Source organism: Sphingobacterium sp. UT-1RO-CII-1, from assembly GCF_026711005.1.
In the GTDB taxonomy this organism is placed as follows: domain Bacteria; phylum Bacteroidota; class Bacteroidia; order Sphingobacteriales; family Sphingobacteriaceae; genus Sphingobacterium.
The window spans coordinates 68,593-93,657 of sequence record NZ_JAPPVJ010000008.1; the positions used below are offsets into that span (position 1 = coordinate 68,593).

At 36.7% G+C, this 25,065-nt stretch carries 24 protein-coding genes, 3 tRNA genes and 1 riboswitch; of the genes, 8 read left to right on the forward strand and 19 right to left on the reverse strand.

Annotated elements, in window-relative coordinates; translation table 11 throughout:
* Nucleotides 1–162: 162 nt before the first annotated feature.
* Nucleotides 163–236: transfer RNA gene (locus tag ORI89_RS16325), tRNA-Pro, on the reverse strand.
* 286 nt (nucleotides 237–522) lie between these two features.
* Here ORI89_RS16325 and ORI89_RS16330 point away from each other — a divergent pair.
* Nucleotides 523–2,067 carry a sulfatase gene (locus ORI89_RS16330; protein WP_268231583.1) on the forward strand — a complete coding sequence of 515 codons (1,545 nt, stop codon included), beginning with the start codon at nucleotides 523–525 and terminating at the stop codon, nucleotides 2,065–2,067.
* Between the two features lie 55 nt (nucleotides 2,068–2,122).
* On the opposite strand, the gene ORI89_RS16335 is transcribed toward ORI89_RS16330, so the two are convergent.
* From ORI89_RS16335 to ORI89_RS16345, 3 genes are all read right to left on the reverse strand, one after another.
* Nucleotides 2,123–2,207: transfer RNA gene (locus ORI89_RS16335), tRNA-Leu, on the reverse strand.
* 5 nt (nucleotides 2,208–2,212) lie between these two features.
* Nucleotides 2,213–2,285, reverse strand: a tRNA-Gly gene (locus ORI89_RS16340).
* Between the two features lie 177 nt (nucleotides 2,286–2,462).
* Nucleotides 2,463–2,945 carry a regulatory protein RecX gene (locus tag ORI89_RS16345; RefSeq protein WP_268231584.1) on the reverse strand — a complete coding sequence of 161 codons (483 nt, stop codon included), beginning with the start codon at nucleotides 2,943–2,945 and terminating at the stop codon, nucleotides 2,463–2,465.
* 68 nt (nucleotides 2,946–3,013) lie between these two features.
* Here ORI89_RS16345 and ORI89_RS16350 point away from each other — a divergent pair, with 68 nt between their 5' ends.
* From ORI89_RS16350 to ORI89_RS16360, 3 genes are read left to right on the forward strand one after another with little or no spacing between them, the layout of a single operon-like run.
* Nucleotides 3,014–5,446, forward strand: a complete 2,433-nt coding sequence (locus tag ORI89_RS16350; protein ID WP_268231585.1) for a bifunctional UDP-N-acetylmuramoyl-tripeptide:D-alanyl-D-alanine ligase/alanine racemase — start codon at nucleotides 3,014–3,016, stop codon at nucleotides 5,444–5,446.
* Nucleotides 5,447–5,465: 19 nt separating this feature from the next.
* Nucleotides 5,466–6,062: a DUF502 domain-containing protein gene (locus ORI89_RS16355; RefSeq protein WP_268231586.1), complete on the forward strand. Its 597-nt coding sequence runs from the start codon at nucleotides 5,466–5,468 to the stop codon at nucleotides 6,060–6,062.
* Nucleotides 6,063–6,070: 8 nt separating this feature from the next.
* Entirely contained in the window at nucleotides 6,071–6,682 is a 612-nt protein-coding gene (locus ORI89_RS16360) for a hypothetical protein (protein ID WP_268231587.1), read from the forward strand.
* Nucleotides 6,683–7,083: 401 nt separating this feature from the next.
* Here ORI89_RS16360 and ORI89_RS16365 read toward each other — a convergent pair whose 3' ends face one another.
* From ORI89_RS16365 to ORI89_RS16385, 5 genes are all read right to left on the reverse strand, one after another.
* Complete coding sequence (locus ORI89_RS16365; RefSeq protein WP_268231588.1) at nucleotides 7,084–8,322, reverse strand: hypothetical protein; 1,239 nt, start codon at nucleotides 8,320–8,322, stop codon at nucleotides 7,084–7,086.
* Nucleotides 8,315–8,758 (reverse strand): Rieske (2Fe-2S) protein, encoded by a 444-nt coding sequence (locus ORI89_RS16370; protein WP_268231589.1) that lies wholly within the window; start codon nucleotides 8,756–8,758, stop codon nucleotides 8,315–8,317. The genes ORI89_RS16365 and ORI89_RS16370 overlap by 8 nt, the downstream gene beginning before the upstream one ends.
* Nucleotides 8,759–8,760: 2 nt before the next feature.
* On the reverse strand, nucleotides 8,761–9,960 hold the full coding sequence (locus tag ORI89_RS16375; RefSeq protein ID WP_268231590.1) for a di-heme oxidoredictase family protein: 1,200 nt from the start codon (nucleotides 9,958–9,960) through the stop codon (nucleotides 8,761–8,763).
* A 257-nt stretch (nucleotides 9,961–10,217) separates the two neighbouring features.
* Nucleotides 10,218–10,736: a helix-turn-helix domain-containing protein gene (locus ORI89_RS16380; protein WP_268231591.1), complete on the reverse strand. Its 519-nt coding sequence runs from the start codon at nucleotides 10,734–10,736 to the stop codon at nucleotides 10,218–10,220.
* Nucleotides 10,737–10,887: 151 nt separating this feature from the next.
* The gene (locus ORI89_RS16385; RefSeq protein ID WP_268231592.1) at nucleotides 10,888–11,304 is read right to left on the reverse strand and encodes a putative signal transducing protein; all 417 of its coding nucleotides are present in this window, start codon (nucleotides 11,302–11,304) and stop codon (nucleotides 10,888–10,890) included.
* 361 nt (nucleotides 11,305–11,665) lie between these two features.
* Between ORI89_RS16385 and ORI89_RS16390 the strand changes: the two genes are divergently transcribed.
* On the forward strand, nucleotides 11,666–13,933 hold the full coding sequence (locus ORI89_RS16390; protein WP_268231593.1) for an alpha/beta hydrolase family protein: 2,268 nt from the start codon (nucleotides 11,666–11,668) through the stop codon (nucleotides 13,931–13,933).
* Between the two features lie 60 nt (nucleotides 13,934–13,993).
* Here the strand turns inward: ORI89_RS16390 and tenA are convergent, their stop codons facing one another.
* The 8 genes from tenA to ORI89_RS16430 all read right to left on the reverse strand — a co-directional run bounded on the left by tenA (nucleotide 13,994) and on the right by ORI89_RS16430 (nucleotide 19,751).
* Entirely contained in the window at nucleotides 13,994–14,650 is a 657-nt protein-coding gene (gene tenA / locus ORI89_RS16395; RefSeq protein WP_268231594.1) for a thiaminase II, read from the reverse strand.
* Nucleotides 14,634–15,476, reverse strand: a complete 843-nt coding sequence (thiD, locus tag ORI89_RS16400) for a bifunctional hydroxymethylpyrimidine kinase/phosphomethylpyrimidine kinase (protein ID WP_268231595.1) — start codon at nucleotides 15,474–15,476, stop codon at nucleotides 14,634–14,636. Before thiD ends, tenA begins: the two co-directional genes overlap by 17 nt.
* Nucleotides 15,466–16,122 (reverse strand): thiamine phosphate synthase, encoded by a 657-nt coding sequence (gene thiE / locus ORI89_RS16405; RefSeq protein WP_268231596.1) that lies wholly within the window; start codon nucleotides 16,120–16,122, stop codon nucleotides 15,466–15,468. Before thiE ends, thiD begins: the two co-directional genes overlap by 11 nt.
* Nucleotides 16,106–16,921 (reverse strand): hydroxyethylthiazole kinase, encoded by an 816-nt coding sequence (gene thiM / locus ORI89_RS16410; RefSeq protein ID WP_268231597.1) that lies wholly within the window; start codon nucleotides 16,919–16,921, stop codon nucleotides 16,106–16,108. The genes thiE and thiM overlap by 17 nt, the downstream gene beginning before the upstream one ends.
* 74 nt (nucleotides 16,922–16,995) lie before the next feature.
* A riboswitch (TPP riboswitch) is annotated at nucleotides 16,996–17,088 on the reverse strand.
* A 193-nt stretch (nucleotides 17,089–17,281) separates the two neighbouring features.
* A complete protein-coding gene (locus ORI89_RS16415; protein WP_268231598.1) occupies nucleotides 17,282–17,671 on the reverse strand; it encodes a hypothetical protein in 390 nt (129 codons plus the stop codon).
* A 319-nt stretch (nucleotides 17,672–17,990) separates the two neighbouring features.
* Nucleotides 17,991–18,569 (reverse strand): NADPH-dependent FMN reductase, encoded by a 579-nt coding sequence (locus tag ORI89_RS16420; protein ID WP_268231599.1) that lies wholly within the window; start codon nucleotides 18,567–18,569, stop codon nucleotides 17,991–17,993.
* Between the two features lie 2 nt (nucleotides 18,570–18,571).
* The gene (locus ORI89_RS16425; RefSeq protein ID WP_268231600.1) at nucleotides 18,572–19,075 is read right to left on the reverse strand and encodes a DUF2480 family protein; all 504 of its coding nucleotides are present in this window, start codon (nucleotides 19,073–19,075) and stop codon (nucleotides 18,572–18,574) included.
* Between the two features lie 49 nt (nucleotides 19,076–19,124).
* Nucleotides 19,125–19,751 (reverse strand): superoxide dismutase, encoded by a 627-nt coding sequence (locus ORI89_RS16430; protein ID WP_268231601.1) that lies wholly within the window; start codon nucleotides 19,749–19,751, stop codon nucleotides 19,125–19,127.
* 180 nt (nucleotides 19,752–19,931) lie between these two features.
* Between ORI89_RS16430 and ORI89_RS16435 the strand changes: the two genes are divergently transcribed.
* Entirely contained in the window at nucleotides 19,932–20,558 is a 627-nt protein-coding gene (locus ORI89_RS16435) for a helix-turn-helix transcriptional regulator (protein WP_268231602.1), read from the forward strand.
* A gap of 77 nt (nucleotides 20,559–20,635) precedes the next feature.
* The gene (locus ORI89_RS16440) at nucleotides 20,636–21,817 is read left to right on the forward strand and encodes a M20 metallopeptidase family protein (protein WP_268231603.1); all 1,182 of its coding nucleotides are present in this window, start codon (nucleotides 20,636–20,638) and stop codon (nucleotides 21,815–21,817) included.
* Nucleotide 21,818: 1 nt separating this feature from the next.
* Here the strand turns inward: ORI89_RS16440 and ORI89_RS16445 are convergent, their stop codons facing one another.
* On the reverse strand, nucleotides 21,819–22,310 hold the full coding sequence (locus ORI89_RS16445) for a GNAT family N-acetyltransferase (RefSeq protein WP_268231604.1): 492 nt from the start codon (nucleotides 22,308–22,310) through the stop codon (nucleotides 21,819–21,821).
* Between the two features lie 99 nt (nucleotides 22,311–22,409).
* Entirely contained in the window at nucleotides 22,410–23,153 is a 744-nt protein-coding gene (fabG, locus tag ORI89_RS16450; RefSeq protein ID WP_268231605.1) for a 3-oxoacyl-[acyl-carrier-protein] reductase, read from the reverse strand.
* 326 nt (nucleotides 23,154–23,479) lie between these two features.
* Here fabG and ORI89_RS16455 point away from each other — a divergent pair, with 326 nt between their 5' ends.
* Nucleotides 23,480–24,973 (forward strand): malate:quinone oxidoreductase, encoded by a 1,494-nt coding sequence (locus tag ORI89_RS16455; protein ID WP_268231606.1) that lies wholly within the window; start codon nucleotides 23,480–23,482, stop codon nucleotides 24,971–24,973.
* The last annotated feature ends 92 nt before the right edge of the window (nucleotides 24,974–25,065 follow it).

Consider the following 25,065-nt stretch of genomic DNA (forward strand, 5'->3'; position numbering starts at 1 on the left):
ATTTTGTTAGTTTTGTATCTAACCTAGGGGGAAGGAGGCTATAGATAAATGGCTTTCAGCCCGATTGGTGGATGCCTTTTTCATCTTCCAAGCATTTTTTTAGCAAGCTTAGCATGTGTGGAAAATGAAAAAGCCCTCACTTTCGTGAAGGCTTTTCATGTGTCGGAATGGCAGGATTCGAACCTGCGACCTCTAGCACCCCATGCTAGCGCGATACCGGGCTACGCTACATCCCGAAAAGATGCATAGTGATGTATACTTTGCATAAGCAAACATAATACTATTTTTTCAAGAATAAAAATTCATGTGTTTGCAATGTTCTATCAAGTTTAATATGGTTTTATTTAAGTAGCTACCTGTTGTGTTTATAAGGGAATAAGCTTAATTTTAGTGTTTACATTAACGAAACCTAATCTAATGCTTTCTGTTGGATAAAATTTGCTAATCATACATAGGGTTGGTGGTAATAACTACAGGTTGTGTATCTAAGGGAAAGTTGACTTTTATTATAAAAAAATAGGGATGAAGAAAAGAAAGAATAGCATGTTAGCTTTTATGGCTTGTCTTGTTTTCACAAACTTGTTGAGTGCACAGGAAACAGAGAGGAAGCCTAATATTATTGTTTTTCTAGTGGATGATATGGGCTGGCAAGATACTTCGGTGCCGTTTGGAGAGGAGAAGACTGTATTGAATAATTTATACCATACTCCAAATATGGAAAAAATGGCACGTGAAGGGATGAAGTTTACAGAAGCTTATGCTAGTAGTGTATGTTCACCTACGCGGGTCAGTCTGTTGACAGGAATGAACGCCGCCCGACATAGAGTGACAAACTGGACACTGCGCAGAGATCAGGCCGTGGATGCGCAGCACGATAAATTGGATTTTCCGAAATGGAATGTAAACGGCTTGCAGCCTGAGGGAACGCATATACCTTATACGGTGGAAGCAACAACTTTACCTATGCTGTTGAAAGATGCAGGCTATCAAACAATACATGTGGGTAAAGCGCACTTTGGGGCAATGGATACGCCAGGAGAGGAACCATTAAATTTAGGTTTTGATATTAATATAGCCGGGCATGCTGCAGGTGGCTTGGGAAGCTACTTAGGAACAGAAAATTTTGGAAATAATGCGGATGGTACCAGAAAGTTACCGTGGGGTATTCCAGGATTGGACGAATATCATGGTACGGATATTTTCGTAACAGAAGCGTTAACCCAGAAAGCTATTCAAACCCTAGAAGAAGCAAGTGGTACTGAAAAACCTTTTTTTCTATATATGGCACATTATGCTGTACATATCCCTTTTAATGCTGATAAGCGTTACTACCAAAAATATATAGATAGAGGCTGTACAGTAGAGGAAGCTCAGTATGCTTCGATGGTAGAGGGAATGGATAAGAGTTTAGGTGATATTATGAGCTTTTTAGAAAGTAAAGGCATAAAGGACAATACAATTGTTATGTTTTTGTCTGATAATGGAGGCTTCGCTGTCTCTAATAGAGGATATGAGGGAACAGAACACGAATGGAATGCGCCATTGAAAAGCGGTAAAGGGTCAGCCTATGAAGGTGGGGTGCGTGTGCCGATGATAGTGAGTTGGCCAGGTAAAGTGAGAGAATCTACTGTAACGCAAACCCCCGTGTTAATTGAGGATGTTTTTACAACATTGATAGAGGTAGGCAAAGCGGAAAGAGAAAAGGCAATACAGGCTGTAGATGGCTGCTCTTTTGTTGACTTGTTGATGGGAGGACGACGTAAAGAGCGAAGAACACCTTTAGTATGGCATTATCCGAATGAATGGGGAGTGTCGGGACCTGGGATTGGAGCAACAAGTACAATTCGAGATAAGAATTGGAAGCTGATTTATTGGCATGAAAGTGGTAAAAAAGAATTGTATAATATAGCTAAAGATATAGGGGAAGAAAATGATCTGGCAAATATTGAATCGGGGATAGTGAAAAAGCTATCTAGCAAACTTGGGAAATATTTACGATCGGTAGATGCGCAAATGCCTGTCTTTAAAGATTCGGGTAGAACCTGTCCTTTTCCGGATGAGGTTTGAGAAGAGGGGGAAAAGTAAAAAGCCGAAGTATATACTTCGGCTTTTCTTCGATTCGTACCTAGGGCGGGAATCGAACCCGCACTCCCTTAACGGGAACAGGATTTTAAGTCCTGCGTGTCTACCAGTTCCACCACCTAGGCAACTGAGCGAAAGACGAGATTCGAACTCGCGACCCCAACCTTGGCAAGGTTGTGCTCTACCAACTGAGCTACTTTCGCTTGACGTGGTGCAAATATAGAGGAATTTATTAGTTATGCAAAATGTTTTTTCAAATAATAGTGAGCTTTTCTATGTGATCTGGGGTGGATACTTAGTACACAGTTGTTTGCCTCTTTAAATCAAGACCAAAATATTTTTTAAATTCGTTATTCCTTGTCAAATACTGTTGTAAAGCACTATTTAGAGGAGTTTAACTGTTGAAGTATAAGTTCTGGCTCAAAGCCTCGTGATAGCAAAAAACGATATAGTTTGGTGCGTTCAGTGAGGGGAAGGTTGTTGGGAGATTTGCCAATTTTCTTTTTGATAATATCTTTTAGCTTTTCTTCATATTCGTCGAGGTCTATACTGCTCAGGGCTTGACGTAAAATAGGTGGGGAAACTCGCTTAAATTGAAGATGTTGTTTGATTTTAATTTTACCCCAACCGTTAATCCGGAACTTCCCTAATGTAAAGGCATGTGCAAAACGCTCTTCATTTAAGAAGTTCTCTTCGATAAGGTAGGCAATGATATTTTCGACTTCTGATTCATACAGGCCCCAACTGTATAATTTATCACGAACTTCTTGTTGTGAGCGCTCTTGGTAAGCGCAATAGTACTCTGCTTTAGACTGTGCTTGATTTGGTGTGAATTTCTTTTGCCCTTTATTGTATTCGTCCATAATGCAAATCTTCAAAAAATGATAGACTTATTGAAAATTATGATGAAATTTGTTAGAGACAATATAACATGTACACAATAGAATCAATTCTTAACAGTATTTCTTTTAAAAGAAAATATATTTTCGATGCTGAAATGTCGATTATTTCTTTAGCATACGATAGTAGAAAGATACGTTCGGGAGGCGAAAGCTTATTTTTTGCTTTGAAAAATATTCGGGATGGACACGAGTTTATAGCGGATGCATACAGTAAGGGGGTGCGTAGTTTTGTGGTGGACCGAGAAGACTTCGATACTTCGGCTTTTTTAGAAGCTAATTTTATATGGGTTGAAGATGTTTTAGCAGCTTTGCAATCATTAGTTAGAAAACATAGGGGGCTATACACGAAACCGCTAATTGGGATAACAGGAAGTAATGGCAAGACAGTAGTTAAAGAGTGGCTGACCGAGCTTTTATTACCTGATAGTAAAGTATATCAGAGCCCCAAAAGCTACAATTCACAATTAGGCGTAGCATTGTCTTTATGGAACTTGACGGAAGATTATGAGTATGCGATAATAGAAGCGGGGATCAGTAAACCCGGAGAGATGGCTCTCTTAGAAGAGATGATAAAGCCAACTATAGGTGTTTTTACGAATATAGGGACGGCACATAGTAGTGGGTTTGCTTCAAAAGAGCAAAAAATAAAAGAGAAGCTGAAGCTTTTCAAAGAGGCGGAAGTTATTATTTATTCTTCAAGATATGACATCAAATCATATATACCAGCAGGAGTGAAAAGCTTTACTTTTGGCGAAGAAAATGAAGATGATGTGCAGGTTTTAGCTGTTGATCAGAATAGTTTGGGGCAGACTAATTTACGTGTTTGCTTTTTAGGTGAGGTACAGCTATTTGAATTGCCTTTCAATGATAGAGCATCGATTGAAAATAGTTTGATTTGTTTAAGTACTCTTTTGTTTTTAGGCTATTCATTAAAGGAGTTGGCGCAGCGGGTTTTTAAAATGAAACCTGTGGAAATGAGGCTTAACTTGAATAAAGGCAAAAATAATTGTTCGATTATAGATGATAGCTATTCAAATGATATAGCTTCTTTACAGGTAGCGCTTGATTTTTTGCACCAGCAACAGCAACATGCAAAAAAAACACTCATTCTTTCCGATATGGAAGGATTGAATGAAAAGTTAAAGGTGAAATTGAAAGACTTGCTACAAGAACAAGAGCTTGACCGCGTAATATTGGTGGGGGATAAATTGGCGTATTTGAAGGATTATATAGCAGGAGAGGTGACTTTGTACAGTTCAACAGAACAGTTGGTGGATCAATTAAGTCATATTGAATTTTTTGATGAATCTATATTGATCAAGGGAGGGAGGCTGTATCATTTGGAGGACGTTAGTAGATTGCTGGTGGCAAAGTCTCATGAGACAGTTTTGGAGATTAATTTAAATGCTTTGGTTCATAACTTGCAACAGTATAGAAGACTATTAGCTCCAGGAGTTAAAACTATGGCTATGGTAAAAGCTTTTTCGTATGGAAGTGGGAGTTTTGAAGTAGCTAATCTATTACAATTTAATAAGGTAGATTACTTAACAGTAGCTTTTGCCGATGAGGGGGCGGAGTTGAGGCAGAATGGGATAAACTTACCAATTATGGTATTGAGCCCAGATGAACAGGATTTTGAGAATTTGCTGGTAAATAAGTTAGAACCCGAGATATATAACTTTCGGATATTAAATGCTTTTGTGCGTTTTTTAAGAAGTAAAGGTGTAGATCGTTTTCCAATACATTTAAAGATCGATACGGGTATGCATCGGTTAGGATTTTTACCAGAAGAAGTTGAAGAGCTAGGGGAATTGTTGTTAAAGTCTAAAGAAGTATATGTAAAAAGTGCGTTATCACATTTAGTAGCCTCGGGTAATAGAAAACATGATGTGTTTACACAGCAGCAGATTACTATGTATAAGGGAGTGACGCAGAGATTAAGAGATTTGTTGGACTATGATTTTATAGAGCATATTGCAAATACATCAGCTATAGTTGATTGGAAATCTGCGCATCTAGATATGGTGAGATTAGGCATAGGTTTATATGGTGTTAATACAGGAAGTGGTAAACTAGCTTTGGAGCCTGTAGGACAGTTAAAAACCACAATTACACAGATTAAAGAGTTAAAAGCTGGCGAAACAGTAGGGTACGAAAGAAGTGCTACTTTGCAGCGCGATAGCCGTATCGCAACTATTAAAATCGGTTATGCGGATGGCTATGACAGACGATTTGGAAATGGTGTGGGGCTGATGTCTGTTAATGGTCATATCGTTAAGACTGTAGGAAGCATTTGTATGGATATGTGTATGTTGGATGTGACTGATATTAGGGTAAGAGAGGAGGATGAGGTTATTGTTTACCCGGATTTAACAAAGGCCGCAGAAGCAATAGGTACGATTCCTTATGAATTATTAGTAAATGTGTCGACAAGAGTAAAAAGAATGTATTTTTACGGCTAATATTAAGAGAGTTTGTGCGATGATAAAGAAAGTCTTTCAAAAATTATTGTATTACCTGATAAAAGGAGCTTTGGTAGTTGTTCCTTTAGCTGGGGCTGTTTTTTTGATTATCTGGACAGTTGCTTCCTTAGATAATGCATTAAATTTAACCTCACATTTTTTAGAGGATGAACAAGGAAAGCCATTATATATACCAGGGATCGGTATTTTAACGGTACTATTAGCACTTATTTTAATGGGGGTTATTTTTACGACGCTGGTAACTGAACCCATTAGAGCATGGTTAAAAAGGACAGTAGACCGTATACCGTTATTTAGTACTTTGTATTCATCTATAAAAGACTTTACGGAGGCTTTTGTGGGAGATGCGAAGAAATTTAATGAACCTGTTCTAGTATTGGTGAATGAGACAGGATTGAAAAAGATAGGGTTTCTTACACAACGAGATTTAAGTAAGATAGGGCTGCAGGATGAAGTTATTGTTTACTTTCCTTATTCTTACTCTGTTGCAGGGCAGGTGGTTGTGGTTAAATCTGTTCATGTTCAAAAACTAAATATGTCGGCTACCGATGCGATGAAGCTAGTAGTTTCAGGTGGGGTGTCGGGAATTGATTAAACCATAATATGAGTAGCTTTTTAGACCGTCTATTTAAAGGAGGCCGTGAGGGGAAAGACGTAGAGAAACGAGTTTTAGAAGCAGAACTTTCGTTCTTAACGAGTAAGTTTGATGAGTATTTAGCGCAGCGACTTTTTGAGAAAGATAGAAATGATTTGCTTCAAAAAGCATATATAAAGTTTTTGAAACAGATGAGTGTCCTAGATGCTCACACTATTTGGCCAATTTCTAATGAATTACAGCTTTTAGAGTCATATATAGACTTATATAAGTCTACTTTGGATGAGGCTGTACATGTGAAGTTGACATTGCATTCGGAAACGGATGAGAAGATACCGGCTTTATTACTTTTTCCTTTAATAGCCAATGCTATTCATATGGGATATAATTCTATCGAAGAATCTCCATTAAAAGTGAAAATTACAGCATTTGACAAAGTGTTAACAATGGAATTGAGTAATAGGGTGAATCACTATATTCAATCGCAGGAAGACACTATTAGTGTGCAGCGTTTTAAGCAGCGTGTAAAATTGATGTTTGATGAGGATGACTATACCTTGTTTTTTAATAGCAATAGCAGGACATTCAAGACTTTTTTGCAACTGAAATTTAATAGATAGCCTGATTTTATTTTTTTGTTAACCATGTTCTAGTGTTTGGTCGATCATGGTGAGAGCTAGTTTATTGGGGTGTTTGTCGACTTATTATGGTTTATTTATTTTATTACTGTATGAATCTTAAAAGAGGTGGGTTTTAAAAAAAAGCTCTAAGGCGGGGAGCCTTAGAGCTTTTAAACTAACCAATTATTAATCTAAATATGAAATGTACCATATTAACGTGGTCAATGGGGGAATAGTACAGCGATATGAGTGCTTTAACATTATTTAACGATTGATCGATGTTTTTTAGAAAATTTAAAAGGGATAAGGATAAAGAAACGAGCTCTGATAATGAAATCAGAACCCGTTTCTGAAACTCTACTCTATGGCGGGAGCATAGCTTCTATCACTAAAAAAATAAATTAAAAATAGGTTGATAGACCAAAGTTAAAGCCTCCGAGTAAAACCGGTGGGTTGGCAATATAATCGCGAGTACGTTGGTGACGATAGTTGAGTCTTAATACGGTTTGTGTATTTGGCCTAAAACTAATACTTCCCATAATACTTTTGGTGTCGTCTCCAATATTATCTCCCGTTTCTTTAAATTTACCTTTATTCCAATCTACGTATTCCAGCCGACAAGCTAAGTTTAAGGAGGCGTTTTCCCAACCTAATAACTTGCCACGCAGTACGGGTTGTACCACATCAATAAAGCCTCCTTGTTGTTTTTGTCCATATTGCTGTGTATATGTTTGTGGTACGTCAACATTAACCCAGGCCCATTCTCCTGTGATAAATGTATTGAAACGACGGATGGTGGTATTGAAATCAAGAGCAAATACATTAACGCTACGTTTATCATCTAAATCTAGTCCATCGTCTTGGTATTCGCTATAAATGCCCCCCATATAAGAAATACCGAGTTCTCCGATTTTATTGTTTTTAATAGCAAGTTTCGTCGTGTAAAGAGGTGCGCCGTTAGGACTTTCTTCAAAACGATCTATGTTTTCTTTAGTTGCACCAAGGTAAGTTCTACTTTGTTCGTTATCGATTATAGAACCATCAAATCCGCTTGAAATATAGGCTTCGTAGCCAAACATCCAGTCTTTATTATAGTGCTTGCCGTATAAGCCAAATCCAGGTGTACTCCATGTAGCAGGTAACATTTGCGTAGCTGAAATGGGCCGATCTGTAAATTCCCATTTAGGGCCGTCGTGATTTTGGTTAAATGCACCGATGGGGTTTAAGATAATACCACCACGCAAATTAAGTAGCGGATTGAACTCGAAGTCAACAGCGGCAAATTCAATGTTTATTTCGCGTGTTCCGTCTTCAAACTCTAACTCACTCATGAATTTAATGCGTTTGCCAATAGTAGATGACATAAACATAGTAAAGCGTCTAAATTGAAACTGATGCCCTTCACTGATGCCGTCTTCGCCAAGGTGCTGCCAATTAGCCTCCATATATCCACCTATGGCGATAGGTATTTTGTCTGCTGCTAACAGAGGACGGTCGTAAACTGCATCCATGTTCATTTTGTTTTTGACCGAATCAGTGGTTGTACGTTTTAATAAACCCGAATCAATTTGTGCGTACAATTTAGATAGACTTATGCCGCAGCATATAAAAAGTAATAAGAAAGTTTTTGTATTAAACATTTTTTAAAGAAATCTTAAGTTCGTTATTTGTGCTGATAACTGGAAAGGTGCGTAAGTTTTTGTTGGCAGGGCCATTTTGTACGATACCTCTATTGTTAAATTCGCTGCCATGTGCAGGACATTCTAAAACATCTCCGAAAGCTTGCAGTTCTGCGCCTTGATGTGTGCAGCGCATGAGTAAGGCACTATATTCGTTTTCAGAAAAACGGAAAACGTAGATGGGGTGTTGCAATTGTTTATGTTCTACGATAATGTATTTCTTATAGTCTGTAGTCTTATTTTTAACTAAAAAACTATCTAGGGGAATAACTAGGTCTGTATTTACTAATTGTCCACTAATGGCTTTCTGTGTTACACAGCTATTGAATAAGGCTGTTGCTATTGAAGAACTTAAACATGCTAAACCACATTGTTTTAAAAAATATTTTCTATTCATTATTATAATGATTTTAAAAATTTCAGCAATTTATTTTTGTCTTCTTTAGCTAGTTTTTGGTATTTGTCTCGAGAATTAGCCGCTTCTCCTCCGTGCATTTCGATAGCTTGCTCTATGCTTTTAGCTCTGCCGTCATGCATTAAGAAGTACCGTCCTCCCTGTGAGTCTGGAGATAAACCAAGGCCCCATAAGGGAGCAGTGCGCCATTCATTGCTTTTTGCAGTTCCTTCTGTATACCCATCATCTAGTTCGGGACCCATGTCATGCAGTAATAAATCAGTATACGGGTGAAATTCTTTGTTTGCTAAGGCTGCAATAGGCGCATCTCCTGTTTTAAGAGTGGGTGTATGGCAGCTGCTACAGTTTATTTGTGTAAATAGAGCTTTTCCGGCTATAACCTCATCGTCATCTTGGTTGCGGGGTAGTGGAGCTTTAAGTGTTTGTAAATAGAAAGCAAGGTTATTTACCTTTTCTGTCGCGATCTCAGGGTCGATTTCTAAACCTGAGTAGACGTCTATGGGGTTGTAAACGCTTGCGATGCCTATATCTTGAGCGAGTGCATCAACGGTTTGCTGTAAGAGGTCATAGACACTAGCTTTCTTTCCAAAACGTCCTATATATCTTCCGTTTTGACTGATTGAGCCTAAACGAGGTTGAACAAAGTCAGGGACATCTATCCAGTTTACACGTCCGGAAATACCATCACCATCTTTATCTTCCGGATCAGCAGTCGTAAGTAAATAACTATCGGGTACAAATTCTAATAAACCAAGACCTGTAACTGCTGGTGGTGTGAAAACAGCATAAGGAGCTCCCGGAGGCAATACTTCGGGCTGATAGCCGGGAATCGCTCTGGTTTGTAATTGAGGGCCGCCGAGGTGTAAAAATTTATTTCCTGTTTCATCAGATTGGCCAAATCGGATTAAAGAACCAAATATATGACCTTTCCCGTCGCCTGCATGACAACTTACGCAACTGTTTGTTACGAATAGTGGACCTAAACCTTTTTCGATGGTAAAGACTTCGTCGTTAAATGTACGGTCACCATCAAGAAAACGTTGATTTTCCTCGTAGGTGAGATCTTCCATAGGTCCATCCAAAAGGTCTTCTTCTGCAGGTTCGCTGGGTTCGAATTTATCGCAAGCCTGTCCTAATAAAATCAAACTCATGATCGCAAACAGTGCAAGGTTAGTTTTCTTCATTTCTGTAATTTAATAATTAATTGATAATCTTAACTCTTATATTTTAATTTGCAAACATACAATGTTAGAATGTGCTAACAAAATATATTTCAAAAATATTTTTTAAGAGATAGTCTAAGCTATCTCTGATTTTTTTTAATAGAAGAAGGGAATGTAATTAGCTGAAATTATTGGATTAATAGACTAGCTAGCCTTCTTTTGACTATAAAAGGTGGACTTGTAGGTTAAATGATTACGAAATAAATTGGTTTTGATCTTTATACTTTATCTAAGCCAATGCGCATTGCATCTGCTGATTTTTTGTAAGCGGAAGGTGAAATACCCGTCGTTTTTTTAAATTGATTGCTTAGGTGAGCAACACTGCTATAGTTTAGTTTATAGGCTATCTCATTGAGGTTAAGTTCGCCATAAGTAAGTAGTTCTTTTACGCGTTCTACTTTTTGTTTGATGTAATACTTTTCTATCGTAGTACCTTCTTTATCACTGAATAAAGAGCTTAAACTGTGGTAATCCTTTTTTAGACGTGTGGATAAAAAATGAGATAAGTTCATTTGTAATTTGCTGTCGCCATCATGGATTACTTCAATGATCATTGTTTTTATCTGCTCAATTATTTTTTCTTTTTCATCATCTATGAGTGAAAAGCCTAAATTTTCTAGTTTTTTTTGAAGAATAGGTCTCAGATCATCAATGTTTTCTTCGTGTAGTTTTACTTCGCCTAACTGTACGTCAAGAGGTGTTAAGCCAAGTTTTGTTAACTCGGATTCGACTACCATTATGCAGCGTTCGCATACCATATTTTTTATGTACAGATTCATTGTCAATGCAAGATAAACAATAATTTTAAGAGTTTATTTCTGATTTTAAGTAGAAGGTGTTATCTAGTTCATTTTTAGTTATTAAGCGAAGGTTAATAACATAGTAGGTTTAATTATCTTCTTTTAAACTAAAGGCTGTGTTGCAGTTTTTACAGCGGTAACTTTTATTTATATATAAGGGATAAGTAAAGGTAAAGAGGGAGAATAAGGTAGATAAAATGGATCGTATACCTTTGGGTTTATTGTATGTGTTGTCGATCTGGTTTGAATTACAATGTGGGCAAACAATAGTTTTGTTTTTATTGTCTTCTAGAAGTGCTAAATCAGATTGAGCAAGTAGTTGAAGAGCTTTCTCTAAATCGTCAGATGAAACCTTTAATTTTATACCGCCTACAGCAATATTTAGTAGTGGATTAATGCCCACAATGTTTTCATCAAATAAATAAGAGTGAATGCCCTCACTTTCAAGTTTAGTTTTTAAGATATGAGCATCTATGGGATTATCGAAAACTTTTAATGTAACCATGTGTTGTACGTAATATAGGGAAGTGCTTTTTAAGCTAAGTTAATTATTTGCGCTGATATTTTAGATATGCTCTGGAAGATTGCATCTCGACATTTCTTAATTATTTGTCGATTTTGTATTTTTATTTTATCTTTTAGTGTAACATATCTGTATTTTATATACTAATTGTTAAGGAAAACCGAATAGATAATGTTTTTTTGTTGGTAAAAAAAGAAAATTATCGGTTAATGATAAATTAACAAATATAGAAATGTAGCGAGAAGATAACTAAAAACTAATCAAGATTGGAGAGCTTATGAAATAAATATGGAGTATCCATGAGCTCAATAAAATGAATACATAGTCGAATAATTATATACATATGAAACAACTGATTTTTTCTTTTGTATTTGTAATTTTGGGAATGACAAATACAAATGCACAGCTTAAAGGGGATTGGAAAGGAACACTTTCTGTTCAAGGAGTATCTTTAGAGCTTATTTTTCACATTAATGATGTAGATGGGGGTTATGAAGCGACAATGGATGTACCTATGCAAGGAGCTTCTGGGATTCCTGTATCCGAAGTGTTATTTGCAGACGATCAATTGACACTTTCGATAGAGCAAGCCGGTATTAAGTTTACAGGCACTAAAGAGGGTGAGAAGATTGAAGGTACATACAGTCAAGGAGGTATGGATTTACCCCTTGTTTTAGAGAAAACTGTGGTGACCAAGCCGGGAGATACAACGTTAGTGTCGACAGTGGACGATATTAAAAAGCTGATAGCTTTCGATCAGGGAAGTTTTGCTTATAAAGTTGAAGATTATTTTGCACGCCCAGTGACTTCTGGTTTTCAACTTTCGCCTAACGGTAAATATATCTCATACCGTGAAAAGGATGATAAAAATAAGCGACATGTTATGGTAAAAGATGTAGCTACCGGAAAAGTCGTGCGTGCAATTGAAGAAAAAGAAGAGCTTATAAGGGGAATGGGGTGGATTAATGATGAGCGCCTGGTGTATGTAATGGATCAAGGCGGAAATGAAAATTACCACTTATATGCTATCAATATTGATGGAAGTAATAATATCGACTTAACACCTTTTGATGATATTCAAGCGTCTATTTTGAATATGTTAAAAGAACAAAAAGACTATATTATTATCCAAATGAATAAGGATAATAAACAAGTTTTCGAGCCTTATAAAGTCAATATTACAAGCGGCGAAATGGAGAAGCTGTTCACCAACGAAGATCCGGCAAATGCTATAGTTGGTTATGATTTTGATAAGGATGGTAAATTGAGGGGGTATTCGAAAATGTTTAATGGAATACAAAGCCAGTATTTCTATAAAGCAGCAGGTGAAGACGATTTTTCTCTTTTTCATACAACTAAATGGGATGAGAGCTTTAGTGTTGTCGCTTTTAATTATGCGTCGAATAACCCAGATGAAGCTTATGTCTTGACAAATTTAGACTCGGATAAAGCGCGTATCGTATTGTATGATTTTAAAGGTAAAAAGATTTTAAAAGAGGTATATGCTAATGAGGAGTATGATGCCAATCTGATTTCGTTGTCAAGAAAACGTAACTGGGAAATCGATTTTGTAGGGTATGAGGGAGAAAAAGTGGTTATAGAACCTGTAAGTGCAACATTTAAAAAGATTTATACAGATTTAGAAAAGCATTTTGGTGATTATGAATTTACTGTAGCAGGACGTACAGATGAGGAAGATCAGATGTTGATTGTAGTGCAAAGTGATAAACTTTATGGACGCTATTATCATTATGATACAAATTCAGGCGAAGTAACTTTGCTTGTTGACCTGATGCCTCAGTTGAAAGAAGAGGATATGGCAGAGATGCGTCCTATTAAATTTAAATCACGTGATGGCTTAACGTTGCATGGCTATATTACGTTGCCTAAAGCTGCGTTAGATGGTAAAAAAGTGCCACTGATTGTAAATCCGCATGGTGGGCCACAAGGTGTGCGTGATAGCTGGGGCTTTAATCCGGAAACTCAACTTTTTGCAAGTAGAGGATACGCCACATTACAAGTTAACTTCAGAATATCAGGAGGTTACGGTAAAGAGTTTTTACGTGCTGGTTTCAAGCAAATTGGGCGTAAAGCAATGGATGATGTGGAAGATGGTATACAATATGCTATAGAGCAGGGATGGGTTGATAAAGATAATATTGCCATTTATGGTGCTAGTCATGGTGGTTATGCTGTTTTAAGAGGGTTAGTTAAGACTCCTCAATTATATAAGGCTGGGGTGGACTATGTAGGGGTGTCAAACATATTTACGCTGATGAGTTCTATTCCGGAGTATTGGAAGCCTTATAAAGAGATGTTATATGAAATATGGTATGATCTAGATGATGATAAAGAAGCTGAAATTGCAAAAGAAGCATCGCCTATCTTCCATATTGACAAAATACAGGCTCCTTTGTTTGTTGTTCAAGGTGCAAATGATCCGAGAGTAAAAATTGCAGAATCAGATCAGATTGTGGAAGCCTTGCGTAAAAAAGGTGTCGATGTGCCTTACTTAGTAAAGTATGATGAAGGGCATGGTTTTGGAAAAGAAGAGAATCAGATTGAGTTTTATAAAGCGATGATGGGTTTCTTTAGTAAGCACTTGAATTAATAAATTGTTTTGTTAAATTATAAATGGGCTGGTTACAGAAGGTAATCAGCCCATTTTCTTTTACCATTTAGTCATCTCATAAGCAGCATTCCAAAACTTATATTCCATGTGAGATGCCGTAACGAATGCATCTAACATTAACTGTTGTATTTCGGGAGTGGTGTTTTTAGCCATTTTATCGGCATATTCTTTAGCTTTTCGAACTCCTTCACCAAACTCTTCGCCACTGTAGGTGTTGATCCAGTTAGAATAAGGATTATTAATTGCCTCTTGTTCTTTATATATTTTATCTCCTACTTCTTTGTATATCCAAAAACAAGGTAAAACAGCTGCTACAGCAACCTCTATCGGATCAAATGCAGTAACACTTTTAAGGTAATGAATATAGTGATGACATATTGGTTCTATCACACTGTTTTGAGCCTGATTGGCTATGCCGAATTCAATGAAGTAGGTTTCGTGCAATGCTTTTTCGACAATTAGTGCGTTTTTTCCAAATTCGAAAAAGTCTAATGCCTGCTGATTGTCTTGCGCTTTAGCGCCTATTGCAGACAAGGCTCGGCCATAGTGCTCCAAGTATTTTGCATCTTGCTGCATATAAAATTGAAACTTTTCTAAGGGTAGGGTACCTTCCTTAAGTTCTTTAATGAAATCCATAGCTGTGATATCGCTATATATATACTCAATGCTTTTCCAAGCTTTATCTGTCCATTTCATTGATGATTAATTTTTGTGGGTTATGGAAATGATTTAAGGGCCCATTTCCTTGACCAATTTTTAAATCTTTACTGCTTCGTATTGCTTCATGTACATAGTCTAAGCCGTACTCTACTGCTTTGCTTAAGTTTAATCCCTGAGCCATATAGCTAGCAATAGCTGAAGATAAACTGCAGCCAGAACCATGCGTATTGTTCGTGTTTATGCGCATAGAATTGAATTTCTGTACAGAATGTTGTTTATCTATTAATAAAGAGGTTAGGATAGGGGCTTCTAAATGTCCGCCTTTTACTAATATTGCGTTGCAGGAGCTTTCCAATATTTTATAGCCAGCTTTTTCCATTTTTTCAACACTGTCTACTTTTTCTTTTACCAAAACGCTTGCTTCATCTAAATTTGGTGTTATAAGCGTAGCTAAAGGAAATAATAGTTCGATACAAGCTTGTATCGTTTCGTCCTGTATAAGCTGATGGCCGCTCGTAGATATCATAACAGGATCAAATATTATAGTGCCTTTATAGTTTTTTAAAAAATCACTAATAATTTCCACTAAACTGACGCTATGCACCATTCCTATTTTAATTGCATCAGGATATATGTCGTCGAATATGCAGGCAAGTTGTTCTTTTATAGCCTGTGTGGGTATATCGAAAATGTTTCGCACACCTTGGGTGTTTTGTACAGGTAAGGCGGTTAAAACGTTCATCGCATAGCAACCTAAAGCTGATATTGTTTTAGTATCAGCTTGAATGCCGGCGCCTCCGCTGCCATCAAACCCAGCAATACTAAGTACAGTTGGTACCGTATATGTTTTGTTAAGGTTCATCTTTGTAAACATTATTAATGAGGAGTTCTTTTATTTTTTGACTAACTGACTGTGGATCGGGATTGGAACATATGGCTGACACTACTGCAATGCTTGAAGCACCCGCATTGATAACTCTTTGAACATTTGTTATATTCATATTCCCTATAGCGATTAGGGGTAATTCGGTTTCTTTACGAAGTTTTTTTATCCCCTGAATACCCCATTCTGTTATTGTATCTGTTTTTGTTGCTGTTGAGAAAATAGGACTCACACCTAAATGATCTACAGCTAGCATATTGTCGCTAAGCAGTTGATCATTTGCTTCTAATGACCAGCCAATTTTGAAACGGTCTGCATATTGTTCTTTGATATGTAGGGGCGCCATATCTGTTTGACCTACATGTACACCCCAAGCGTCAATTTTAGCAGCAATATCTACATGGTCGTTGATGATGAGTGGAATACTATAGCGGTCGCATAAATTTTTAAGCGCAATGGCTTTTTTTAAAAATATTTGTTTGCTTATTTTTTTTTCCCGTAGCTGTATGATATCAACTCCTCCCTTTATAGCCTGTTCAGCTACTTGCAGCCAAGGTAGGTAAGTACAGTTTTCCTCCGTAATAACAAGATAAAGCGGGTATGGAAAATCAGAATGTATAAGCATAATGTTTTGCTTTAAGATTATTCCTAATATCTTCTTCTGATAGGTTGTATAGCGTATCATAAAGGTGGAGTTGCAATGTCCCTGGACCTATGGCTTTGTGGTAGGCCAATTCACCAGCTAAACTCAAGCATGCAACCCCAGCAGTTGCGGCTGCAAAAGGATCTTGCCGTAAACCTAGGAATGCACCGATTAAAGCACTGGAGGTGCAGCCTAAGCCTGTGACCAGTGTCATCATGGGGTTTCCATTGTGTATTTCTATAATCTCTGTTTCGGAAATAATATAGTCTACTTCGCCAGAAATACACACAATTGCTTTTTGCTTTTTTTGTAAAGCTTTACCTCTTGCCAAGGCACTTAAACTAGAGGTTGTGCTATCTACTCCTTTGGAACTTACTTGTTCAAAATTATATAGTGCATTTATTTCAGATGCATTACCGCGTATTACGGTGGGTTGAAGTTTCAACAGATTTTCTAAAACCTCGTTTCGTAAGGTTGAAATCCCTGCTCCAACAGGATCTAATATCCAAGGACACCCAATATTACTAGCGTGCTCCGCTGCAATTAACATAGAGTCTGCGACGTCTTGACTTATGGTTCCTATGTTAATAACTAAAGCATTTGATAAAGAGACAACTTCTTTTATTTCTTGCTTGTCATGTGCCATAACAGGTGATGCGCCAATAGCAAGTAGAGCATTAGCTGTATTGTTCATAACGACCATGTTTGTAATATTATGCACTAAGGGACGTACAGAACGTAGTTCGTGAAGTTGTTGAATGATAGGGATGGCATTATCCATGTCGTAAAAGCTAGAATTATGATTATTAATAAAACAGGCTTTAAATGGGTAATGCTGAATTAGAAAAATTAGCAGACCAAATTAGTGCTTTTCCCTACGTCGGTATAAACCGAATCAGGTTCAAAGGGACTTTCTCAATTCTTTATAGAATACCCCTAAAGCCAATTACAAACATAAGCAATATTATTTGCAAGAAGCAAACCGGGGGAGAAGGTAAAAGGCAGAGAAAAGGGTAAGTGTTTTAAATCTTCGATTTTTAAATTGATTGGAGGAAGACTTAAAACACTTGGGGTTATCGTTTGTTTAGTAGGTTATTTTATTTTTCTTGTTAAATAATGCTTTATTTTCATATTATATGTTCTAGCGTTCTAATATACTGATAGAAGCAGAACCTGTCTCAGAGTCGATTGACTTGATTATTAATGTCTTTTTAGAAGAATCAAGGCTAATATGCATGCTTGGTCCCCCTTGAATGGTGAGTTCATCACCTTTAATACTGTAGGGGGTTGTTTCATGCATTTTCCCTAAGAATTTTTCATGCCATATAAATGTTACCGTTTTACTTTTTTTGAACTTATAAGAACGTTCTCCTCTTTCATAGTATAAAGGGTCATCTTCTTGTTGACCGTCTTTGTCTACATATGAAATCTCTTTTACATACCACTGGCCTAAAATGTCTTTCTCTATTTCTTGTCCATATAGGGAAGTCAATCCTAAAACTAGAACGATACTCGTTATTATTTTTTTCATAATATAAATACTTACTTCAAAACAAAGCTCGGAATTTAAAGTAGATTGATGGTGGTTTTATAGGGTAGTAAATGGGTAGTATATAAATATTATTGCTTTAAGCGGCGCACTATACTATGGGTGGTTTTCTCTTACTGTTCTTTAATACAAGTGCTTACGCTATTATTGTCGGTAGTGATCATATTTAAACGAAATAAAGGTGTTATAGTCTTTCGTTTTTGTTATGGCAGAAAAATGTGTTTTAACAAAAAAAACTGTTATGCTTTTACGAGGCACATGGTTGCCATTTTCTAGTAAAACGGTAACCATGTACTTTTTATTATATGTCTGTTATTTTCTGAATAGGTAGTGGAGCAATTGTTCTACTTGTAGCTATATGTATAAGTAAATCAATTTTGCTTTTATAAAGCTGAGCTAAATTTCCTGGGTTATTGGCTTCATATAATGCGTTTCGAGCAATAGGTACACTAAATGGTAATGGCCATGCACGTAGAGCTTTTGCTATAGAGTCCATCGCATTTATTCCTTGCATAGCCTGCATGCCTTCAGCCCAACAGACTAGACCAACAGTCTTGTCCGTTAAATATGGTTTAGGGTTTTTTGCAGTAATTTCAAGCCAATCTAAGCAATTTTTCATTACACCCGGAATTCCGCCGTGGTATAGTGGCGCTAGCCAAAAGTGTATATCCGCCTCAAGAAAAATATGAGCCATTGCTTCAACTCCTTTTGGCGTTCTTGTATTTGTAGTGTCGAATAATGGTATTCCAGAGTCTGCCAAATTAAATATTTGATTATCAATATGTCGGTCTGTTAAACCTTGTGATATGTAAGAAGAAATCAGGCCTGAAGTAGATTGACTTCTTCTCTCTAAAGAACCGTTAAATATTACTGCTTTCATTTTTAATCATTTTTTAAAATTACTTTCGGCATACCAATTTCACCGTACATGAGGACTTTTACGATCGGTTTTAGTCTTTCTGTAGCAATGAGATATAAATCGGGCGCTGTGTCCGGACGGGCTCTTACAACTGTCTTTTTTCCTTTATAAATTGATAGGTCTGCTTGTTTTAAGTTGTTTTTCCATAAGTCCAATTCAAGCCTATTTTTATCTTTAAAATCAATTAAGATTGCATGGGAATTAAACTTATCTGCTAGAAACATATAGACCCACGGGGGAATAATAGCATCAGCAGAACAAATTAGTGCGACCGCTTTCCCTTGAAAGTCGTTAAAATTTATTTGAGAAATAGACGCTCTAAATTCTTTTTCTTTCACAATTAAACCCATATAAAGATAGTCTTTTATGTCGAATTCTACGATTTCAATTTTTGGCTTGTAGTCAATAAGATCTATTGCCACAATACCTGACGCCTCTACTTTATTTATAATGTTGCCTATACCCATAGTTTATGTTAGTTACAGATGTTTAATTCCAATGCCTTGAAATTTTTATTTATAATTTCGCTAATGCTTGCGTGTAATTTCTTTCTACAGCCTCCCAATCAACCATATCCCAAAAAGCGTCCAGATAGTTAGCTCTTTTGTTTTGATACTTTAAATAATAAGCGTGTTCCCATACGTCGACTCCTAAAATAGGGTAGCCCTGAGTGGTTAAATTTGTATCCATAAGGGGATTGTCTTGATTGGGGGTAGATGAAACGGCTAATGTACCATTGTATTTAACTGTCAGCCATGCCCAGCCCGAACCAAACTGTGCTAAAGCTGCTTGTTTTACTTGTTCTTTCAGATCCTCGATACTACCAAATGTTTTAATTATAGCTTCTTCTAAAGCACCAGAAGGTTTAGTTTGAGCAGCGTTTGGTGATAAAATATTCCAAAACAAAGAATGGTTATAGTGACCGCCACCATTATTTCGTACAGCAGGCGAGTACTGACTAATATGGCGTAAAACATCTTCTAAGTCTTTCGTTTCGGCGTCTGTACCGCTAATTGCTTTGTTCAAATTGTCAATGTAAGCTTGGTGATGGCGTTTATGATGTATAGTCATAGTTTCCGTATCGAAATTTGGTTCTAATGCTCCGTAAGCATATGGAAGACTTGGTAATAGATATTTACTCATGATTTTTTTATTTTTTTAATGATGTAACAAAGTTAAAGGAATGTTTTTATAAAACAACTTTACGGTTGTTTTATTTTAGTGTTATTTTTTGTAGTTATTTAATAGCTAAAAGATATAATGTTTGTTTTTAATTGTTTTATCTTTGTAAGACTTAATATATAACAACTAATGAATTGTTAAATGAGGGTAGATAAGGGATCAGGTTCTCAAATTTTGATGTTTCTTAAAATGAAGGGAGATGCTACTTCAGCTTTAATTGCTGAAGAGCTAAATGTTTCGAAAGAAGGTGCGAGAAAACATCTGATAAAATTAGCTGCTGACAATTTGATAGAGTCATTCGTTAAGAGTGAAGGGGTGGGGCGGCCGACTACATATTATAGACTAACGGAAGTAGGTTTAAAAAGATTTCCTGACACGCACGCTGAGGTGACCGTTGATTTGCTGAGGTCAGTGAGAAAACTATTGGGTGATAATGCTCTTGATTTATTAATAAGTGATCGAGAGAAATCAACTTATGATCGATATGCAAAGAAGATGATTGGTGTGGATGATGTTGAGAAGCGCTTGGATATATTAGTTCGTATGCGTTCTGAGGAGGGATATATGGCGCAGTGGGAAGAGAAAAGTGATGCATATTACTTGACAGAAAATCATTGTCCTATATGTGCAGCTGCTACAGAATGTCAGGGGTTTTGCCGTAGTGAATTAGAGAACTTTAAGCAGCTAATTGGATTAGATTATACTGTTGAACGCGTGCAACATATTGTTAGCGGAGGGCAGCGATGTGTATATAGGATAAAAAAATAGTTTCAATTGCTTTTTCTGTTAATATTTTCTTTTCTTTACTATGTAATCTATACTAAATTATGATGAATTCGTTAAAGATGAAAAAAGGACTCGAAGACTTACACATTCAGGCTATTGAGGATAGAAGGTATCTGCATCAATATCCTGAATTATCATTTAAAGAGTTTAATACCAGTATCTATATTCAAGATCGTTTAGTGCAATTAGGTATACCTTTTGAAAAGGTGGCGGAGACGGGGGTATTAGCGGTTTTACAGGGAAGCAAGGATGGTAACGCTGATTTAATAGTCTTACGCGCTGATATGGATGCTTTACCAATTATTGAAGCGAACAATATTGATTATAAATCTGCGTATGAAGGTGTAATGCATGCTTGTGGCCATGATTTTCATACAGCTAATTTATTAGCAGTAGGGGCGTTTTTAAAAGAACATTTAGCTGAATTTTCGGGAAAAATAGCGTTATTGTTTCAGCCAGCAGAAGAGAAGATACCAGGGGGAGCTATTGAAGTAATAAAGTCGGGTATTTTAGAAAGGTTTTCAGAAAAAATAGTTGCTATTCTAGGGCTCCATGTTAGTCCTAGGTTACCAATTGGGAAGCTGGGGCTTTGTAGTGGACGTTTTATGGCTTCGAGTGATGAGTTTTATATTACTATAAAAGGTCGAGGAGGGCATGCCGCTGAACCTCATCGGGCTATTGATCCTATTATGATCGCTGTGGAGCTATTGAGCACTTTACAGCAGGTCGTAAGTCGTAAAGCAAATCCAAATACACCAAGTGTTTTAACTTTTGGACGTTTTGAAGGGATGGGGGCTGCTAATGTTATTCCCGAAGAAGTACACTTAGCTGGGACATTTAGAACGATGGATGAAGCTTGGAGAAAAGAAGCTGTCGATATGATAGAAAACCTTATTTATAGTCTGCCTGTTTCTTTAGGGGCTTCGGTAGAATTGGAAGTGCGAAGAGGTTATCCTGTTTTATATAATGATCCAAAATTGACTGAGAAAGCCAGATCTATATGGGCGGATAGTATTGGAGAAGATAAACTTGAGAATGTGGATGTTTGGATGGCAGCAGAAGATTTTGCTTATTATTCACAAAAATACCCATCTTTATTTGTGCTCCTAGGAACGGATGGCGGCAGTCCGGATACACAATTTGGTTTACATAACCCGCAATTTAATTTGGATGAGCGGGCTTTTGCCTTATCGATACCTGCCCTGGCTACTTTGGTAATTAATATGCTAAATAACGACTAGTTTAAGGATGAAGTTGTAGTTCGAAACGCTCTTCGTCTTTGCCATTTTCGTTTATAGACTGTTTGTTTTTAAAGCCATTTTTTAACAATACACGTTTAGAAGCAACATTTTTAGTGATGACGAATGCGTAAAGATTATGAATTTTCGTTTTCTCTTTAGCAATTTCAATCAATTTTTTACAGACTATATTTGCAATACCTTTATTCCAATACATTGGTAAGATGATATACCCTACTTCTAATTCTACACTTTTGCTACTTTCTGCTTCTAATTTTGCAAAACCAAGTAAGGAATCATTTTCCGTATCTGATATTCGAAATGTCCCAAGGTCTTTATCGATATTATTATTTATTAGCCTTTGTATATATTCCTTTTTTAGTTGGTGCCAGGACTTATATTCTTCGTTCAACATCGTTATTACATGCTTGTTGTTAATGAGCTGAAAATATTCTTTAAAGTCGGCGTTTGTTATTTTTCGTAGGCTTATATTCATTGGTGCCTTTTAACGAATAAAAAACCTTGTTTTACCTTTGTATTCTAAGTACTGTGATACTGTAAAACAAGGTTTTTTTATTTATGACTAAGGTGTAAATTATAGCATTCCGCCATCTACGGGTATTACTTGCCCATTTATATACGATGATAGGTCAGAAGCTAAAAATAAACATGCATTTGCAACATCTTCAGGTTGGCCTGCACGTTTCAAGGGGATATTAGCTTCCCATCCTGCCACAACTTTAGGATCTAGTACATCGGTCATTTCTGTTCTAATAAAACCTGGAGCAATTACGTTTGTGCGAATATTTCTAGAACCTAACTCACGTGCTATGGATTTTGAAAAACCTATTATACCCGCTTTGGAAGCAGAGTAGTTAGACTGACCTGCATTGCCTTGAATTCCTACAACAGAGCTCATATTGATGAATGAACCTTTACGGTTTTTCATCATGATTTTAGAAGCTGCCTTGGTAACGTTGAATATGGATTTTAAATTGATATTCATCACATCATCCCAGTTTTCTTCTGTCATACGCATAAGCAAACCATCTTTTGTGATACCTGCATTGTTTACTACGATGTCTATGGTGCCAAACTCAGCAACGATGTTTTCAATTAATTTTTCAGCTTCAGCAAACTGGGATGCGTCAGAGCGAAAGCCTTTAACTTTTGTTCCGAAAGTTTGAAGTTCCTGTTCTAATGCTTGCCCTTTTTCAACAGATGAAAGATAGGTAAAAGCGACGTTCGCACCATTCTGTGCAAAAACTTCAGCAATTTTTCTGCCGATTCCTTTAGATGCTCCCGTAATTAGAGCGGTTTTGCCTTCTAATAAGTTCATATGTACAATTATTTATTATTCAATTCGCTAAACTTCTAATCTTTGTAGAAGCCACGTTACAATGGATATTCTTTTTTATATGTACCTAAAAAAAAGAAAATTATTCATTTAGTAAATTTCAACAAAAATGTTAAATATTAGTTAGATATCACAACAATATTTCGCATTAATCTATCTGTTATTTATTAAAAGTAGCCATATATTATTGTTTTTTAACATGAGGAGCTTAGCAATTTAAAACTGCATTATAATAATGAAAGAATTTTGACAAAATGATGCGCTTTTAACCATTATGAATGTTAATTTTGTACGGAATTTAAAAAATCATGGGTAAAAAAACTATAAAATCTGAAACCGACGTCGTACTTATTGGTGCAGGTATTATGAGCGCAACTTTGGGAGCTCTAATAAATGAGTTAAGTCCTGATATTAATATTGAAATTATAGAGAGACTTGATGCTGTTGCATTAGAAAGTTCTGATGCTTGGAATAATGCAGGTACAGGACACTCTGCCCTTTGTGAGTTAAATTATACTCCGGAAAAACCGGATGGAAAAGTTGATATAACGAAAGCAATCAATATTGCTGAGCAGTTTGAAATATCTAAACAATTCTGGACTTATTTAGTCGAAAAAGATATATTAAAAAACCCTTCTGAATTTATACGTCAAGTGCCTCATATGAGTGCTGTATTTGGTGAGAAGGACGTGAAGTTTTTACGTACACGATACGAAACGATGGTAAAAGAGACCATTTTCAAGGGAATGGTGTACACGGAAGATAAAGAGACACTTAGAGATTGGGTGCCTTTAATGATGGAAGATCGTGGCGGTGATGAAATGATGGCTGCTACTCGTATGGATATTGGTACAGACGTGAATTTCGGCGCATTAACACGTGACCTGATTAGTCATCTGCAAACCAAAGACAATGTTCGGGTTTCGCTTAATCACGAGGTTAAGGACATAGAAAGGGAAGATGATGGTCGTTGGGAAGTGGAGATAAAAGATTTAAAAACCGGACAAAAGAGAGAGATTAAAGCTCGTTTCGTTTTTATTGGTGCTGGTGGCCATTCTCTTTTATTGTTAGAGAAATCGGGTATACCTGAAGCAAAAGGTTATGGTGGTTTCCCTGTGGGTGGGCAATGGTTGCGGTGTACTAATCCCGAAATTATTGGTAAGCACCATGCAAAAGTTTATGGAAAAGCGTCTGTAGGAGCTCCTCCTATGTCGGTTCCGCATCTCGATACACGTTATATTGATGGTGAGCAAGCTTTACTGTTTGGACCTTATGCAGGATTCTCTACTAAATTTCTTAAAAAAGGCTCATACTTTGATTTACCTTCTTCGATTAAACTATCTAACATCAGACCTATGATTTCTGCCGGATTGGATAACATGGATTTGACAAAGTATCTAATTACGGAAGTGATGAAAAGTCCGTCTGATAAGCTTGATGCTTTGAAACAATTTATGCCTACAGCTAATATTAAGGATTGGAAGATAGAAGTAGCCGGACAGCGTGTTCAAGTTATTAAGAAAGACCATAAACATGGCGGAGTATTAGAATTTGGAACGGAAGTCGTGTCTAGTGCCGATGGTTCTATAGCAGCCTTACTGGGCGCTTCTCCTGGGGCATCGACATCGGTAGCAATCATGATTAACTTATTGAAAAGATGTTTTCCTGAGCGGGCTAAATCTGATGGGTACCGAAAGAAACTTCGTGAAATGATTCCGTCTTGGGGTAAAAAATTAAACGATGATGTTGCACTTTGTGCAGAGATTCGTAAAAAATCGAATGAAGCGCTTAAATTAAGTTAATTGTTAATTTAGCGTCTTATTTTACTACACTTGTGGGGTGCTGTCTTCAATTTTGAAGTATAAAGCTGAGAATATACCCAATTCCATTAAAA